The 15371-nt window shown below is 71.6% G+C and carries 12 protein-coding genes and 1 riboswitch; of the genes, 5 read left to right on the forward strand and 7 right to left on the reverse strand.

Annotated features, from left to right (window positions below; genetic code table 11):
* Nucleotides 1–21 precede the first annotated feature (21 nt).
* Genes Ato02nite_RS25670 through Ato02nite_RS25680 form a run of 3 tightly spaced genes read right to left on the reverse strand, consistent with a single transcriptional unit; the run spans nt 22 to nt 3525 of the window.
* Nucleotides 22–1161 carry a tetratricopeptide repeat protein gene (locus Ato02nite_RS25670; protein ID WP_213009176.1) on the reverse strand — a complete coding sequence of 380 codons (1140 nt, stop codon included), beginning with the start codon at nt 1159–1161 and terminating at the stop codon, nt 22–24.
* Between the two features lie 37 nt (nt 1162–1198).
* The gene (locus Ato02nite_RS25675; RefSeq protein ID WP_213009177.1) at nt 1199–2410 is read right to left on the reverse strand and encodes an AAA family ATPase; all 1212 of its coding nucleotides are present in this window, start codon (nt 2408–2410) and stop codon (nt 1199–1201) included.
* 44 nt (nt 2411–2454) lie between these two features.
* Nucleotides 2455–3525 (reverse strand): epoxide hydrolase family protein, encoded by a 1071-nt coding sequence (locus tag Ato02nite_RS25680; RefSeq protein WP_213009178.1) that lies wholly within the window; start codon nt 3523–3525, stop codon nt 2455–2457.
* A 529-nt stretch (nt 3526–4054) separates the two neighbouring features.
* On the opposite strand from Ato02nite_RS25680, the gene Ato02nite_RS25685 reads away from it, so the two are divergent.
* Together Ato02nite_RS25685 and Ato02nite_RS25690 are read left to right on the forward strand one after the other, a co-directional pair.
* Complete coding sequence (locus Ato02nite_RS25685) at nt 4055–4495, forward strand: MarR family winged helix-turn-helix transcriptional regulator (RefSeq protein ID WP_213009179.1); 441 nt, start codon at nt 4055–4057, stop codon at nt 4493–4495.
* 21 nt (nt 4496–4516) lie between these two features.
* Nucleotides 4517–5959 carry a M1 family metallopeptidase gene (locus tag Ato02nite_RS25690; RefSeq protein ID WP_213009180.1) on the forward strand — a complete coding sequence of 481 codons (1443 nt, stop codon included), beginning with the start codon at nt 4517–4519 and terminating at the stop codon, nt 5957–5959.
* Nucleotides 5960–6005: 46 nt separating this feature from the next.
* Here the strand turns inward: Ato02nite_RS25690 and Ato02nite_RS25695 are convergent, their stop codons facing one another.
* The 3 genes from Ato02nite_RS25695 to Ato02nite_RS25705 form a co-directional block, all read right to left on the reverse strand.
* Nucleotides 6006–6998, reverse strand: coding sequence for a C40 family peptidase (locus tag Ato02nite_RS25695; RefSeq protein WP_213009181.1), 993 nt, complete (start codon nt 6996–6998; stop codon nt 6006–6008).
* Between the two features lie 14 nt (nt 6999–7012).
* Nucleotides 7013–7149: riboswitch (cyclic di-AMP (ydaO/yuaA leader) on the reverse strand.
* Nucleotides 7150–7268: 119 nt separating this feature from the next.
* Nucleotides 7269–8174 carry a M56 family metallopeptidase gene (locus tag Ato02nite_RS25700; RefSeq protein ID WP_213009182.1) on the reverse strand — a complete coding sequence of 302 codons (906 nt, stop codon included), beginning with the start codon at nt 8172–8174 and terminating at the stop codon, nt 7269–7271.
* Complete coding sequence (locus Ato02nite_RS25705; RefSeq protein WP_213009183.1) at nt 8171–8521, reverse strand: BlaI/MecI/CopY family transcriptional regulator; 351 nt, start codon at nt 8519–8521, stop codon at nt 8171–8173. The genes Ato02nite_RS25700 and Ato02nite_RS25705 overlap by 4 nt, the downstream gene beginning before the upstream one ends.
* Nucleotides 8522–8594: 73 nt before the next feature.
* Here Ato02nite_RS25705 and Ato02nite_RS25710 point away from each other — a divergent pair, with 73 nt between their 5' ends.
* From Ato02nite_RS25710 to cydC, 3 genes are read left to right on the forward strand one after another with little or no spacing between them, the layout of a single operon-like run.
* A complete protein-coding gene (locus Ato02nite_RS25710) occupies nt 8595–9956 on the forward strand; it encodes a cytochrome ubiquinol oxidase subunit I (RefSeq protein ID WP_213009184.1) in 1362 nt (453 codons plus the stop codon).
* A 12-nt stretch (nt 9957–9968) separates the two neighbouring features.
* Complete coding sequence (gene cydB, locus Ato02nite_RS25715) at nt 9969–10949, forward strand: cytochrome d ubiquinol oxidase subunit II (RefSeq protein WP_213009185.1); 981 nt, start codon at nt 9969–9971, stop codon at nt 10947–10949.
* On the forward strand, nt 10946–14575 hold the full coding sequence (gene cydC / locus Ato02nite_RS25720) for a thiol reductant ABC exporter subunit CydC (protein ID WP_213009186.1): 3630 nt from the start codon (nt 10946–10948) through the stop codon (nt 14573–14575). Before cydB ends, cydC begins: the two co-directional genes overlap by 4 nt.
* Here the strand turns inward: cydC and Ato02nite_RS25725 are convergent.
* On the reverse strand, nt 14532–15329 hold the full coding sequence (locus tag Ato02nite_RS25725; protein ID WP_213009187.1) for an alpha/beta fold hydrolase: 798 nt from the start codon (nt 15327–15329) through the stop codon (nt 14532–14534). The two genes, cydC and Ato02nite_RS25725, sit on opposite strands and share 44 nt — an antisense overlap.
* Nucleotides 15330–15371: the final 42 nt, after the last annotated feature.

The following is a 15371-nucleotide window of genomic DNA, read 5'->3' on the forward strand; positions in this document are numbered from 1 at the left end:
CGGGCAGCGTCAGCGGTTACATCAGTGGGGTTTGGGGGTGTCGGACCAGGCCTCGCGGAGGTCCTTCTTGGTGGTTCGCCACCAGTCGCGGAACTCGCCGGCCAGGTCGCGGAACGCCTGCCGGTAGCCGGGGTCGTCGAAGCCGGCGGCCAGCAGCTCCAGCCAGCTCAACCCCCACAGCACCGGCGCGAGCAGCAGAGCGGCCAGCGCACCCACCCACCACCCGGTGACGGCATGGGCCAGCAGGAACACGACCGCGACAGCCACCACGGCGAGGCCCGCGATATTGGCGCGGCGCATCAGCGGTGGCAGCAGCGGCAGGCACCGCCACGGCAACCGGCCGGCCGGCAGCAGCACCCGCGCCGCGAAACCGGTGAGGACGGCGGCGAGAACCACGGACAGGATGCGGGCGAACGTCACCGCGTGCGCCCACCAGTGCCCGGTGACCAGGCACGCGCAGACCAGCAGCGCGCCGACGGCCAAGCCGCGCCGCAGGCCGCTGAGCACGCCCCGGATCGGCCAGGTCATCGAGATCAGGTCGGGGCGGGCCGGGTTGTCCCGGGCGACGTCGCGCAGCCCGCGCATCGACCGGCGCACGTTCAGGCGTTCGGCGTCGAGCATGGCGATGAGCCAACGGCCGTACGCGTTCTCCGGATCTATCGCCAGAGCGGCCTGGGCCGCGGTCGTGGCGGCCTCCCGGTGGCCCGCGTCGCGTTCCACGTCGGCCACCGTCAGCAGTGCCTCCACCGAGCGCGGCGCCATCGACAGGCCGCGCGCGGCGACCCGCCGGGCCTGCTCGTAGTCGCGGGCCGAGGCCAGCGCGCGGGCCAGCACGAGATGCCCGGCCGGATCCTGCGGCGCCAGCCGGACCGCCTCGGACGCGGCCTCGACCGCCTCCCGCGAACGAATCAGCAGGAGCAGGCATTCGGCCCGCTCGGCGTGGGCGTCGGAAGAGTGCGGCGCCGCCTCGATCGCGGCGGTCACGGCGGCCAGGGCCGGCGCGTACTCCCGGCGCAGGCGCAGGACCGACGCGAGCAGCGTCAGCAGCCGCCCGTCCTGCGGGGCGGCGGCCAGGCCACCGCGGGCGATCCGCTCGGCCTCCTCATACCGGCCGACCTGAGCAAGCCGCTGCGCCTGCCAGTAGGCGTCGTCCAGCGTCATCGGCCGGCCCGCCGGGGAGCGGCCTCGTCGACCGGGTTCAAGAGCGCTTGCGCTTCTTCAGGTAGGCGGCCAGGTCGTCGTACTCCCCCGACTCGTTGGCGAACATCGCCACGTTGCGGGCCGTGGCGAACCAGGCGTCGGTGGACGGGCGCACCTCGCGGACCGCGGCCACCATGTCGGCCTGGGCGATCATCCGGATCTCGCCGGTGGCGATCGAGTCGCGCATGGCGAACTCGGCGGCCGTCTCGCACACGTGGGCCAGGTCGGCCCCCGAGTAGTGCTCGGTCAGCTCGGCGATCTTGCCGAGGTCGATGCCGGCGACCGGGCGGTCGCGCAGGTGGTACTCCAGGATCGCGGCGCGGGCCTCCCTGTCCGGCGGGAGCACCAGCAGGGTGCGGTCGAGCCGGCCGGGGCGGCGCAGGGCCGAGTCGATGTCCCACGGTGCGTTGGTGGCGGCCAGGACGAAGACGCCGTCGTTGTTGCCGTCGACCCCGTCGAGCTCGGTGAGCAGCTGGTTGACCACCGTGCGCATGGACGACGAGTTGAGCTGGCTGCGCTTGTGGCCGAGCGCGTCGATCTCGTCGAGGAACAGGACGCACGGCGCGTGCCCGCGGGCCGAGTCGAACAGGTCGTGCAGGTTGCGCTCGGAGCTGCCCACCCACATGTTCAGCACGTCGGTGATCGACAGCGAGATGAACGCGGCGCCCATCTCGCCCGCGACCGCCCGGGCGAGGAACGTCTTGCCGCAACCGGGCGGACCGTACAGCAGAAGGCCGCCGCGCAGGCTCTTGCCGAAGAGGCTGCGCAGTTTCGGGTTTTTCAACGGCCCGAGGAACGACACCTCGAGACGCTTCTTGACCTCCTGCATGCCACCCACGTCGGCCAGGGTGATCGTCGAGGTCTCGACGTCGAACGTGCGGTCGGCGTGACCCTGCACCGGGTCGGGCTCGTCGGCCGCCTTGGCGAACCGCGGCGGCACGATGTCACCGAGATCCTGCTCCATGGCGGCCCAGTCGACCTTTTCGTCGGGTTTCTCCGCCGTCGGCGCCGGGGCCAGCGCCGACGTCATCAACCGCTGCGCGGTCGCGTTGGCCGGGTCACGGGCCAGCACCTGAGCGGCGTGCCCGATCGCCTCGGGCCCGCGCCCCGCCCCCACCAGCAGCTCGGCGAGGTGCAGGCGCAGCGGCAGATCATCCGGCCGGGCCTCGACGGCCGAGAGCAGGCTGTCGATCAGGGGCGAGTCGCTCATGACACCGAATTATGCCCGCACCCCCTGACAAGATCCCGGCCCCGTCACAGGCCCCCGAAGAAAGCCACGATGTCCGCGGCGAGCAACCCCGGGACCTCCAGCGCGGCGAAATGGCCGCCGCGCGGAAACTCCGACCATCGGCGTACGTCGTGACGCAGATCCACCAACGGCCGCACCGGCTGCACGATGTCGTGCGGCAGCACGGCAACACCCAGCGGCACCGGGCACGGGATCGGGCCGGCGCCGAGCCCGCTCTCCTTGACCAGCCGCGACGACGACCCGGCCGTACGGGTCAGCCAGTAGTGCATGACATCGTCGAGGATCGCCTCATCGGGGATGGCGAACGACGGATCGGCCCAGGTGGTGAACTTTTCGGCGAGGAACGCCAACTGGCCCACCGGTGAATCGGTCAGGGCGTAGGCGAAGGTCTGCGGCGTCGCCGCGAACAGAATCTGGTGCGGGTGCCGGTTGGCCGCCAGGGCCCGCGTCTTCTCCAGGCGGGCCCGGTCGGACGGGCTCAGCGGACCGTCGTACGCGCCGCCGGTCGGCATGAAATTCACGTGTACGCCGACGACGTGCCCGGGAGCGTGCGCGGCCAGGAGACGCGAGATGCCGGATCCCCAGTCGCCGCCCTGGGCGCCGTACCTCGCGTACCCCAAACGGGCCATGAGGGTCGCCCAGGCCTCGGCCACCCGCTGCTGGCCCCACCCGCGGGAGCGGGTGGGGCCGGAGAAGCTGTAACCGGGAATCGCCGGAATGACCAGATGAAAATGCTGCGTGAGCAGCGGAATCAGGTCGAGGAACTCGACCGGCGAGCCGGGCCAGCCGTGGGTGAGGATCAGCGGGAGGGCAGCGGGGTCGGATGAGCGGACGTGCAGGAACCAGACGTTCTCGCCGTCGATCGTGGTGGTGAACTGGGGGTACGCGTTGAGGCGGGCCTCGTGGCGGCGCCAGTCGTAGTTTTCCCAGGCGGACGCCAGGTGCTGGACGCGAGCTAGCGGGATGCCGTAGTCCCAGCCGGCCCCGGGGAGTTCGTCGGGCCAGCGGGTGCGGGCAAGCCGGCCCCGCAGATCGTCAAGGTCAGCTTCCGGTACGCGGATCGCAAATTCGTTCATGCCCCTAACGTTAGGGCGACTAACGTTAGTTCGACAAACGTTAGTGACGTAAACGTTAGTGGCGCTAACGTTGTAGCCAGGCGGCCCGGCCGTGTGTAGCCTGCCCGGGGACCCACCCCGCACTTCTTGCAGCTCGGGTCGATGTCGCAACGAGAGCGAGCTCAACCCGTGTCCGCACGCGCGAGCGGCTGGGCCACCGAACGCGCGCGGGGGCCCGAACTTGAAGAATTTCCGTTAGGAGCGAACGCCAACTCTTCAAGATCGCGCCTCCAGCCAGCGCGGCCGGGGAGATATGCACCATATCTAGTGTTTTCGAGCAGGTGACGGTTCAACTCGTGGACACGTTTGCCCACCCATCGGGAGCGTTGGCCCGATTTTGGGACGGGCGCCAGCATGCGGGACACGAGTTCGGCATGCGGGATGCGCGGCGGACAGACCAGAACCAGCACGCAGACGCTATGGCGACGAACGTTAGAGGCGCGAACGTTAGGGCGACGAACGTTAGGGCGACGAATGTTAGGGTGGGCTCATGGATCGCCTGCCGAGTTGGCTGCTGAATCAGAATGCTGCCTACGCCGGTCGACTCGTCAGCGACGGCTTCTCGGCGGCCGGCGCCCGCGGCTATCACTACCGCGTGCTCACCTCACTCGACGTCGACGGGCCGACCACCCAGGCCAACCTCGGCCGCCGCACCGGCATCTACCCGAGTGACATCGTCGCCACCATCAACGAGCTCCAGGCCAACGGCTATGTCATGAGAAGTCTCGACAAGACCGACAAGCGGCGGAACCTCGTCTCGATCACCCCGGCCGGCCGCAAGCGCGCCAAAGAGCTCACCAAGACCGTGGCGACGATCCAGGATGCCCTGCTTGAACCACTGGACGAGACCGAGCGCGACGAACTGACCCGACTGCTGGTCAAGCTGCACGAACACCACAGGCAAGGGTTTCCTCCGTTGCCCAGCATGTAAGCAGACATTCAAGCTCGTCGAATGATTAGACGCATCATCCCGGCTTTGCTCACGATCGTCGCGGGCATCGCCGTGCCGGCCACCCCGGCACAAGCGGCCACCGCCGCGCCGGCCACCCCGGCACAAGCAGCCATCGCAGTGCCGGCCACCCCGGCACAAGCGGCCACCGGCGCGACCCGCACTCCGGCCGGCGCGGCACAAGCCGCGACCGACGCGACCCGCACTCCGGCCACCCCGGCGTACACGATCAGCCTGACCAGCAACGCCTCCGGCGGGGTCTGGACCGGGCACGAGAGCGTCACCTTCACCAACGCCTCCGCGGTCGCCCTGACCGAGGTCTACCTGCGGTTGTGGGACAACGCGCACGGCACCTGCAGCACCCTGCCGATCAAGGTCAGCAACGTCACCGGTGGCACCGCGGGCGCGCTCGAGGTGGCCTGCACCGCCCTGAAGATCACCCTGCCGGCGCCGCTGGCCCAGGGCGCGAGCGGCAGCGTCGGCTTCGACGTGTCGATCACCGTGACCGAGGGGATCGACCGGTTCGGCCACAACGGCGGCTACTACTACATCGGCAACGCGATCCCGGTGCTCGCGGTCCGCGACGCCACCGGCTGGCACCTCGACCCGTACACCGACAACGGGGAAAGCTTCTACGCGCTCGCCTCGGACTACACCGTGAGCCTCGATCACCCGAGCACGATCTCGGCGCCGGCCACCGGCACGTCGCCCGACACGGCCGGCAGCACCGGCCGTACGGTCACGAAGGCGGTGGGGAAGCAGGTGCGCGAGTTCGCCTGGGCCGCCGGGCCGTTCCGGAAGATCTCCGGGACCACCGCGGGTGGCGTGGCCGTCAACGTCTACTCGGTGAGCTCGATCAGCACGGCGAACGCCAACTCGATGCTGAGCACGGCCAAGGCCGCGCTGGACGCGCACTCGGGCCGGTTCGGCGCCTACCCGTACGGCGAGGCCGACGTGGTGCTGGACAACGGCTACTGGTTCGGCGGCATGGAGTACCCGGGCTTCGTGCTCGACGTGGTCAGCTCCACCGCCCTGGCGCACGAGCTGGCGCACCAGTGGTTCTACGGGATCGTCGGCGACGACGAGTACACGACGCCGTGGCTGGACGAGGGCTTCACCGATTACGCGACCGATCTGTACTTCAACAAGACCGGTTCGGGGTGCGGCATCACCTGGCAGTCGTCGGCGGAGAAGCTGACCAACTCGATGGCCTACTGGGACGCGCACGCGAGCCGCTACAGCACCGTGATCTACGGCTACGGCAAGTGCACTCTGCACGATCTGCGCCGCCTGATCGGCACAACGGCCATGACAAACCTGCTTAAATCGTACGCCGCGAGCCACTGGTACAAGATTTCCACGGTCGCCGACTTCAAGGCCGCCGCGCAGGCCGCCACCACGACGAACCTGACGTCGTTCTGGGCCGGCCACCGGGTGGAGGGCTGAAAAAACGGGCCGCCGGGAAACCGGCGGCCCGCATCATCCAAAATCCCTAGCCCGGCCGCCGATATCCGGCGATCGGTCCTCGCTCGATCGTCGCCATCCGCACATGGTCGCCCGTGTGCGGCGCGTGCACCACCATGCCGCCACCGATGTAGATGGCCACGTGATGGAGGCTGCCCGGATAGTAGAAGACCAGGTCGCCCGGTTTCAGTTCGCTGCGGGAGACCGCCCTGCCCTCGTTCCACTGGTCTTTCGTGTAGTGCTCGAGGGAGACGCCCACGCTGGCCCACGCCGCCTGGGTCAGGCCCGAGCAGTCGTAACTGCTGGGGCCGTTGGCTCCGAAGACATAGGGCTTACCGATGAGGTCGCATGCCCGCTGCGCCGCACGGCCACCCTTGTCGTTGGAGTAGGTGACGGGACACGGACCGGTCTTGTACGGGCCGTCCGACTCGCCGGCCGCCCCGTACGCCTGGATCCGCAGTTTCTGCAGGTCGTTGATCTTCTTCTCGATCGCGGCCTTGCGCTTGGACAGGTCCGCGTCGCGTGCTGCGATCGATTGGGTCACCACGTCCAGGTCCGACTTGGTACTCGCGTACTTGTCGCGAAGCTTCGCGACGCCGGCGATCTGGTCCTGCTGATGACGTGCCAGCTGATCGAGGTAGGTCAGCTTGGCGGTCAGCCCGGTGGGCGACCCGGTGATGATCATGGCGTTGAGCGCGTTCGGCGAACCCTGCATGTACGCGTCCGTTGCCAGACCCCGCACCTGCGACAGTGCGACGTCGACCTGCACCTGCAGCGGGGTGATCTGCGAGGCGAGTTTCTTCTGCTGAGCCCGGTTCTTGAGCAGTTTGCCATGCACGTCGTTGTACTGCTCGATCACCGGCTCGAGTTCGTTCCACTGCTTGTCGATCTGGGCCTCGACGCTGGCCGGGGAGGGTGCTGCCTGCGCCACTGAGGGTCCGGTCACCACGACCCCGGTCGCGGCGACAACGCAGACGAGTCCACGCAGAACTGCGGCGCGTCGCGCCCCAATCCGTTTCACGTAGGTGCGTAGTCCTTTCTTCCCTCGGGCCGCCGACCGGGTTAGCTGACGGGTTCGGGCGGGAAGCGCGCCCGGCCGCCGGAACTGCGCGGCTTCACCCCAACTGCTCGGGTCCCCGGTTCGCCACACGGCGATTGGGCGGTGGTCCGTCAGATCGGCCGGTTGGACGATGGGGGGCTGCCAGACCGGGGACCACCGTACTCCGGATCATGTCGTTAACTGAAGGAGGCACCACAGGGAAACTGCTTGCAGGCCCTCGACCACGAAGCGTTATCTCAACGGCCATTTATCCAGCGCCTCGCCCAGCCACGGCACCACGAGTATCACGGTGGGTAATACCAGCAGGCCGAGGGCGGCGGCCGCGACGACGGCGTTGAGGGTGACGGACCGGTTGTGCGACACCGCCAGCCGAGCCAGGCGCCGGCGCCGCGCATCACCCTTCGGGTCGGCCGCGACGTCCTCCGCGAGCGGGACGGCGTCGCTCAGCCGCTCCAGCGCGGCCCGCAGCGGCGCGGGCCCGGTGCGGCGACTCGCGGCATCGTCGGCCACCATCTCCAACAGCAGGTGTACGGCGTCGAGCGGCGCCCGGCTACGGAGTGGACGCGGCACCGCCCGGTAGAACGCGGTGAACGACTCCATCACCACCTCGTGCCGGTGCCGCAGGTGGGTCTGCTCGTGGGCGAGCACCGCGTCGATCTCCGGCCGGTCGAGGACCTGCAGCACCCCGTCGCTGAGCACGACCCGGGCCTCGCGGCCGGGCACGCAGTAGGCCAGCGGCAGTGCGCCCTGCAGCACGCGCACGTTGTCGGCGCCGAGTTCCTGCCGCTGTTCGACCCGGTCGAGCAGGTCGACGAGCAGCCGGTGCCGCTCCCGGCGCACCCGGGACCGTTTCGAGACGCCGTAGAGCGACCAGAGCAGCCGCAGCACGATGATCCCGGCGACCACGAGCGCGGCGACGAGCGCGGCCGCGGCGAAGGGCTTCCCCGACGTACGCGTCAATTCCTCCGGGGCCGCGAGCACGACGCCGAGCGCGCAGAGCACCCCGGCCAGGGTGATCGCCTGCCAGAGCAGGACGGCGGCGGCCGGCGCCCGGTCGGGCCAGCGGGCATTCGCCAGAATGCCCGGCACGACCAGCGAGAGGGTCAGGCCGAGCGCACCGAGCAGGAGCGCGGTCATCTCCGGCGGGATGCGGCCTCGATGGCGGCGGCCAGCGCATCCGCCGGGAGCTGACCGACGAAGTAGGCGAGCGCGGCGTCCTGGTCGGGGCTGGCGGTGAGCGCGTCGAGCATGACCGACGCGGTCATCTCCTCGCGGGTCTGCGCCGGGGTGTACCGGTAGGCGCGGTCGGCCTTCTGCTGCACGACGACGCCCTTCTTGGCGAGCCGGTCGAGCACGGTCATCACGGTCGTGTAGGCCAGGTCGCGGTCGCGGCTGAGCCCCTCGTGCACCTGCCGCACGGTCAGCGGCTCGGCCGAGTCCCACAGCTGTGTCATGACCTCGCGTTCGAGGTCCCCGAGTGCCATGTGGCCCATCCTACTGCACAACGTCGTACTACGCGTCGTAGTATCTACTACGAGACGTCGTAGAGGGGTGCTCATGGACGTGCTGGACCTGACCCGGCTGCAGTTCGCGGTCGTCACGATCTACCACTACTTCTTCGTGCCGCTGTCGATCAGCCTGGCCGCGGTGGCCGCCGGCCTGGAGATCGCCTGGCTGCGCACCCGCGAGCAGCGCTATCTCGACCTGACCAAGTTCGTCGGCAAGCTGCTGATCGTCACGTTCGCGGTCGGCGTGGTCACCGGCCTCGTCCAGGAGTTCCAGTTCGGCATGGGCTGGAGCGCGTTCGCCAAGTTCTACGGCGACGTCTTCGGCCCGACGCTGGCCATCGAGGGCATGCTCGCGTTCTTCCTCGAGGCCACGTTCCTGGCGCTGTGGTATTTCGGCTGGGACCGGCTGCCCCGCCTGCTGCACGCCGCCACGATCGTGATCGTCTCGCTGGGCACGGTCCTGTCGGCGTTCATCATCCTGGCCGCCAACAGCTTCATGCAGAACCCCATCGCGTACGAGCTGGACCCGGCCACCGGACGCGCCCGCCTCACGTCGTTCCACGAGCTGCTGCTCAACAAGGTGAACCTGGCCGCCTTCCCGCACACCGTGGCCGGCGCGGCGATGATCGGCGGCGCGCTGCTGCTCGCGATCGCGGTGTGGCGCCTGGCCGCCGAGCCGGCCCACCGCACGCTGGCCCGGCTGGGCGCCTGGCTGATGGTGGCCGGCGGCGCGATGACCGCCCTGACCGGCGACCACCTCGGCAAGGTGATCACCGAGGTCCAGCCGATGAAGATGGCCGCCGCCGAGGCCCTCTACGAGACGACGAAGGGCGCCCCGTTCTCCATCGTCACCACCGGCCCGCCGCTCCCCTCGTTCTCGCTGGACATCCCCTGGCTGCTGTCGATCCTGGCCAAGGGCTCCCCCACCGCCACCGTCCAGGGCCTCGACGATCTGCAGGCCCAGTACGCCGCGCAGTACGGCCCCGGCAGCTACATCCCGATGATCCCGGTCGCCTTCTGGACGTTCCGGCTGATGATCGGCGCCGGCATGCTGGCGGCGGCGATCGCCGCCTACTACCTGTGGCGTACGCGTAAGAAGCGCGACGCCCCCGCCTGGCTGACCCGCTGGCTGCCGTTGATCCCGGTGTTGCCGGCGGCGGCGAACACGCTCGGCTGGATCTTCACCGAGACCGCCCGGCAGCCATGGATCGCGTTCGGCATCTCGAAGGTCGCCGACGGCATCTCCCCCGGCCTGACCAGCGGGGAGGTCCTGGCCTCCCTGATCGGCTTCACGGTCGTCTACGGCGTGCTGGCGGTCGCCTGGTTCCGGCTGGTCCGGCACGTGTCCCGGCAGCCGCTGCACCCGGTCGAGGCACCGTCCGAAACCCCCGAACCCGCGCCCGTCTACTGAGGGGACCGCCCCGTGATCACCTTCTGGTACTGGATCGTCGTACTCGCCTGGGTCCTGTTCTTCGTCCTGGAGGGCTTCGACTTCGGGGTCGGGGTCCTGCAACCCCTCCTCGGCCGCGACGACCACGAACGCGGCGCGATCGTCCGCACGATCGGCCCGTTCTGGGACGGCAACGAGGTCTGGCTGGTCGCCGCGATCGGCGTGACGTTCGCCGCCTTCCCCGCCTGGTACAGCGCCCTGCTCTCCGGCCTTTACCTCCCGATGGCCGGCCTTCTCCTGCTCCTGGCCGTGCGAGGGGTGACGCTCGAGTTCCGCGGCAAGGGCCCCGACGCCGCCTGGCGCCGCCGCTGCGACCTGTTCCTGACCCTGAGCTCGACCGCGATCGTCCTGCTGTGGGGCGCGCTGCTGGCCGTCTTCGTCCGGGGCCTGGCCCTGGGTCCCGACGGTTCGGTGCGCGGCAACGGCCTGTCCCGCAGCCTCGACCCGATCCTGACCCCCACCGCGCTGCTCGGCGCTGCGGCCGCGCTGTTCGCCGCCCTGCTGCTGGGCGCCACGTTCCTGGCCCTGCGCACCACCGGCCCGGTCCGCCGCCGCGCCCGCACCCTGGCCCGGTGGCTCGGCGCCGGCGGCGCGGCCGTCCTGGTGATCGCCGGGATCGCCACGTCGTCCCGCCTGGTCCTGGCCGCGGCCGCCCTGTCCCTGGCGGCCGGCATGCTGGCCCGCAACGGCCGCGAGGCGCTGGCCTTCACCACCACCGCCCTGGCCGTGGCCGGCTCGGTGACAGCCGTGCTGACCGCCCACGGCAACGTCGTGCTGCCCAGCACCCTCGGCGATTCGTGGTCGCTGACCATGAGCGCGGCCGCCGCCACCCCCACCGCGCTGACCCTGCTCACCGAGTTCGGCGTGGTCATCCTGCCCGGCGTACTGGCCTACCAGGCCTTCTCCTACGTGGTCTTCCGCCGCCGGGTAGCCAGCGAACGGGTCCCGTCATGACCGGCCGCCCGGCGAACGACCGCGGGCCGGCACGTGTCGCACGCGGTCCGGTCGATCCGCGGCTGCTGCGCCACGCGCGCAGCAGCCGCGCCGGGGTGGCCGCGCTGGCGCTGCTGGGCGCCGGCCAGGCGGCCGCCACCATCGCGATCGCCGTCGCCCTCACCCTGATCATCGCGGAGCAACGCGGGTGGGCGGTCGCGTTACTGACCGGGGCGTACGCCGTTCGCGCCGCCCTGTCCTGGACCGAACAGGTGGTGGCCGTCCGCACGGCGGCGAGAGTGACCGACGAACTGCGCCGCAGCCTGCTGACCGCCCTGCCCCGCCGAGGCCCGGCGTGGGTGGCCCGCTTCGGCGCCGGCCGCCTGACCACCGTGCTGACCAGCGGCCTTGACTCGTTGCGTCCGTGGTTCAGCGGCTACCTGCCGTCGGTGATCCTCGGCGTCACCCTGCCCCTGCTGGTCATCGTCGTGATGGCTCTGGTCGATCCGGCGTCGGCGCTGATCGCCCTGCTCACCCTGCCGCTGATCCCGGTGCTGGGCGCCCTGATCGGCTGGGCCACCGAGGCCCGGGCCCGCGCCCGCTGGCAGGCCGACGCCCGCCTGGCCGGCCACTTCCTGGACGTGGTCCGCGGCCTGCCCACCCTGCGCGTCTTCGGCCGCGCCACCCGCCAGACCGGCACCATCGCCACCCTCACCGACCAGCATCGCACCGCCACCCTGCGGGTCCTGCGGGTGGCGTTCCTGTCCTCGACGGCCCTCGACCTGGTCGGCACCCTGTCGGTCGGCCTGATCGCGGTGGAGGCCGGCCTCCGGGTAGCCGCCGGCCACCTGCCCCTGGCCCCCGCCCTGCTGGTGATCCTCCTGGCCCCCGAGGCCTACCGCCCACTACGCGAGATGGCCGCCCGCTACCACGCGGCCACCGATGCCACCGCCGCCATCACCGACATGGACGAGGTCCTCCGCGCCCCCACCACCCCACCACCGCCCACCGCGGCCCTCCACAGCCCACCCACCCCACCACCGCGCGCCGCCGACGACGGAGCCACCCCAACGCTGCCCGCTGCCGTCTCCGGCGAGGGCCTGCGCACCGCTCCGGCCTCACCGATCTCGGCTCGCGCGGCCGGGGCTCGATCGGTTGTCTCCAGCGGCGCTGTTCCGCCTCGGCCGGTGGGCGTTTCGGTCTCGGGCCTGCGTGCTCGCTATACCGGCGCGGCTTCCGACGCCCTCGTCCTTCCGGACCTGACCGTCAGCGCCGGCGAGATCGTCGCGCTGAGTGGGCCGTCCGGGTCGGGGAAGACGACCGCCCTGCGCGTCCTGGCCGGACTGCACGAAGCCCGGACCGGCGCGGTCGTCGCCGGTGAGACCCGCTATCTCCCGCAGCGGCCCACCCTGCCGCACGCCCGCACCGTCGCCGACCTCTTCCCCGGCGGCGCGGCCCGCGCGGCCCTGTCCAAGGTCGGCCTGACCGGCGAACTCACCCCGGAAACCCCCCTCGGCGACCACGGCACCGGCGTCTCCGCCGGCCAGCGGCACCGCCTCGCCCTGGCCGTTCTCCTGCACCAGGCCGCCACCACTCCCGCGACCCTGCTGCTCGACGAGCCCACCGCCCACCTGGACCCGGAAACCGAACACCGGGTGATCACCCAGCTCCGCGCCGCCGCCGAAGCCGGCTCCGCCATCCTTGTCGTAGCTCACCGCCCCGCCCTGCTGGCCGCCGCCGACCGCGTCATCCCCCTGGCCCCGCCGGAGTCGGCCGCCCACGCCCCGGCGGTGCGAAGGTCGGCGCCGCTACCCTCGCTCGCACCGCGCCCCCGCACCGAGGATCCCGGGCCACGACGAGCACCGGACACCTCGCGGCGCCCGGCGGTAGCTCGCCTTTCGGAAAATTTCCGCCCGCGGGCCACAACCCGCGATCTTGTGGAGTTGTCATCCGCAGCGGACCCGAACTCCACAAGATCGCAGCGAGAGCACTCTGGTCCGGCGACGTCGTCGGCCGCCTCGCCGCACGGCCTCGCCAAGCCTCCGCCAACGCCGACGTGGACGGCCGTCGTCGCCCTCGGCGGCGGATCATCGCTGGCCGGTCTGCTGCTGACCGGTGCCGCCGCCTGGCTGCTGGTGCGGGCCGCGACCCTGCCGCCGGTGCTGACCCTCTCGGCTGCTGTCGTGCTGGTCCGGGGCAGCGCCGTCGCCCGCCCGCTGCTGCGCTACCTCGAACGACTGCTCGCCCACGACATCGCCTTCGCTCACCTGGGCAGCCGCCGGGCGGCCGTCTACACCGCCCTTATCCCGCGCACCCCGGGCCCGAACCTGCGCCGCCGCGGCGACCTGCTGGACCGGGTGGCGGCCGACGTGGACGCCCGCGTGGACGGCCTGCTCCGGGGCCGGCTCCCGGCCGCGAGCGCCGCGGTGACCCTGGCCGTGGCGGTGACGGCCGCCGTGGCGACAGCCCCGTCGCCGGCCCTCCCGCTGTTGGCCGGCCTGGTGATCGCCGCCGTGCTCGCCCCGGCCCTGGCCGCCCGGCAGGCCGCCCGCGAGGACGCCGCTACCGCCACGGCCCGCGCCCGCCTCCGCGACGCCATGGTGGAAACCGTCGACGGCCTGGAGGAACTGCCCACCGGCAGCCCCGTCCCGGCGGAACGCAGCCGCGCGCTGTCCACCCTGGAATCCCGGGCCGCCCGATCGTCCGGCCGGGCCACCGCCCTGGCCCACCTGGGCTGGGGTGTCGCCGTGGCCGGCACCGCCTGGTCCCTGGCCGGCGTCGCACTTCCGGCCGAGTGGACGGCCGTACTCCTGCTGGTTGTCGTTGCCCTGGGCGAGACCGTCCTGACCTTGCCCGAGGCCGCCATCGCCCGCCGCCGTGAAGCGGGTGCCACCGCCCGCCTGGCCGCCCTCACCGCGACCCCGGTCCCGGCCGCCTTTCCGCCCGACGGCCCGGCCGGGTCGGCGCCGGTGATCGGGGGTCTCTCGGTGCGGGGTCTCGCAGCCGGGTGGGCGGCGGACCGGGCACCGGTGCTGCGCGACTTCGACCTCGACCTTCCGGCCGGGGCGCATGTCGCGGTGACCGGCCGTTCCGGGTCGGGCAAGTCGACGCTCGGGGCGGTGCTGGCTCGACTGCTCGACCCCCGGGACGGGACGATCATCGCCGGGAACGGCCGGGACCTGCGCACCTTCCCCGAGGCGGCGGTGCGCGGGCGGATCGTGCTGGCGGGCGACGACACGGGCCACATCTTCGCGTCCACCGTCCGGGAGAACCTGCGCCTCGCCCGGCCCGCCGCGTCCGACGCCGAGCTGCGGGTCGTGCTGGACCGGGTGCGGCTGGGCGGCTGGCTCGACGGGCTGCCGGACGGTCTCGGCACCTGGCTGGGCACCGGCGGCACGACCGTGTCCGGCGGTCAGGCCCGCCGGCTCGCCACCGCCCGCGCCCTGCTCGCCGACCCGGAGGTGCTGATTCTCGACGAGCCGACCGAGGGACTCGACGCCGACCTGGCCGAGTCGCTGATGGCGGACCTGCTCGACGCCTCCGCCGGCCGTACCGTTCTCCTGCTGACCCACCGCCGGGAGGGACTCGACCGGGTCGACCGGATCATCGATCTCGATGATCGCCGGGTGCCGGCTGTCGTGAGCTGATCTTCGCCGCCTGGCCGTTCCACCAGCTCACGACCTGATCCACCACCTGGCCGGCGCCCCGGACCCAGGTGACGTGCCCGTTGCTGTCGCCGGGGCGGACGTCGGCGCGGCGGTACTCCCAGCGGGTGGTGTGGGCGGCGTCGAACAACCGCCGGGCGAAGGCGTCGACCGCGCGGGACGGCGCGTAGTTGTCGCCGTCCAGGCTGATGATCAGGGACGGCGTCTCGACCAGCCGGTCCGCGGGGAAGGGCAGCCGGTCGGACACCGCGATCCGGGCCCATTCCCGCATCAGGGTCCGGGCGCCGGGTCCGCCGAAGGCCGGCTTGGGGAGGTAGCCGAAGACCGCGGTCAGCGCCGGCACGATCACCGTCGCGAGGGTCAGGATGTGCGCCCCGCCGAGCGGGTAGTGCCGGTGGTAGGGCAGCGCGCCGCCGACGGTGACGACCCCGTCGACCGGGTCGTGGCTCAGTTCGTGCCCGGCGGCCAGCTGGGCGCCGAGGCTGTGCCCGAGGAGCAGGACGGGACGGTCGCGGTTCTCGGCCCGGGCCTGCGTGACGGCCGTGGCGAGGTCGGCGATCTCGTCGGCGTAGGACCAGTCGTTGGCGCGACCGGCCCGCGGCTGTCCCCGTTCGAACCCGCGGCGTCCCAGCGCCCGGGCCGGCCACCCGCGCCGGCCGAAGTCGTCGACCAGCGGCCGGTAGTAGGCGGAGCCGATGCCCATGGCCGGTGCGATCAGGACGAGTGGCGCGGTCATAGTGGTTCCCTGCTTCGGATACGATCAAAGTTAACAGCGCAA

This window comes from Paractinoplanes toevensis (genome assembly GCF_018332695.1).
Taxonomy (GTDB): domain Bacteria; phylum Actinomycetota; class Actinomycetes; order Mycobacteriales; family Micromonosporaceae; genus Actinoplanes; species Actinoplanes toevensis.

Bases quoted from the DNA above. Each gene is read 5' to 3' on its own strand.
- Ato02nite_RS25670 (WP_213009176.1), bottom strand. From the start codon at position 1,161: ATGACGCTGGACGACGCCTACTGGCAGGCGCAGCGGCTTGCTCAGGTC.
- Ato02nite_RS25675 (WP_213009177.1), bottom strand. From the start codon at position 2,410: ATGAGCGACTCGCCCCTGATCGACAGCCTGCTCTCGGCCGTCGAGGCC.
- Ato02nite_RS25680 (WP_213009178.1), bottom strand. From the start codon at position 3,525: ATGAACGAATTTGCGATCCGCGTACCGGAAGCTGACCTTGACGATCTG.
- Ato02nite_RS25685 (WP_213009179.1), top strand. From the start codon at position 4,055: ATGGATCGCCTGCCGAGTTGGCTGCTGAATCAGAATGCTGCCTACGCC.
- Ato02nite_RS25690 (WP_213009180.1), top strand. From the start codon at position 4,517: ATGATTAGACGCATCATCCCGGCTTTGCTCACGATCGTCGCGGGCATC.
- Ato02nite_RS25700 (WP_213009182.1), bottom strand. From the start codon at position 8,174: ATGACCGCGCTCCTGCTCGGTGCGCTCGGCCTGACCCTCTCGCTGGTC.
- Ato02nite_RS25705 (WP_213009183.1), bottom strand. From the start codon at position 8,521: ATGGCACTCGGGGACCTCGAACGCGAGGTCATGACACAGCTGTGGGAC.
- Ato02nite_RS25710 (WP_213009184.1), top strand. From the start codon at position 8,595: ATGGACGTGCTGGACCTGACCCGGCTGCAGTTCGCGGTCGTCACGATC.
- cydC (WP_213009186.1), top strand. From the start codon at position 10,946: ATGACCGGCCGCCCGGCGAACGACCGCGGGCCGGCACGTGTCGCACGC.
- Ato02nite_RS25725 (WP_213009187.1), bottom strand. From the start codon at position 15,329: ATGACCGCGCCACTCGTCCTGATCGCACCGGCCATGGGCATCGGCTCC.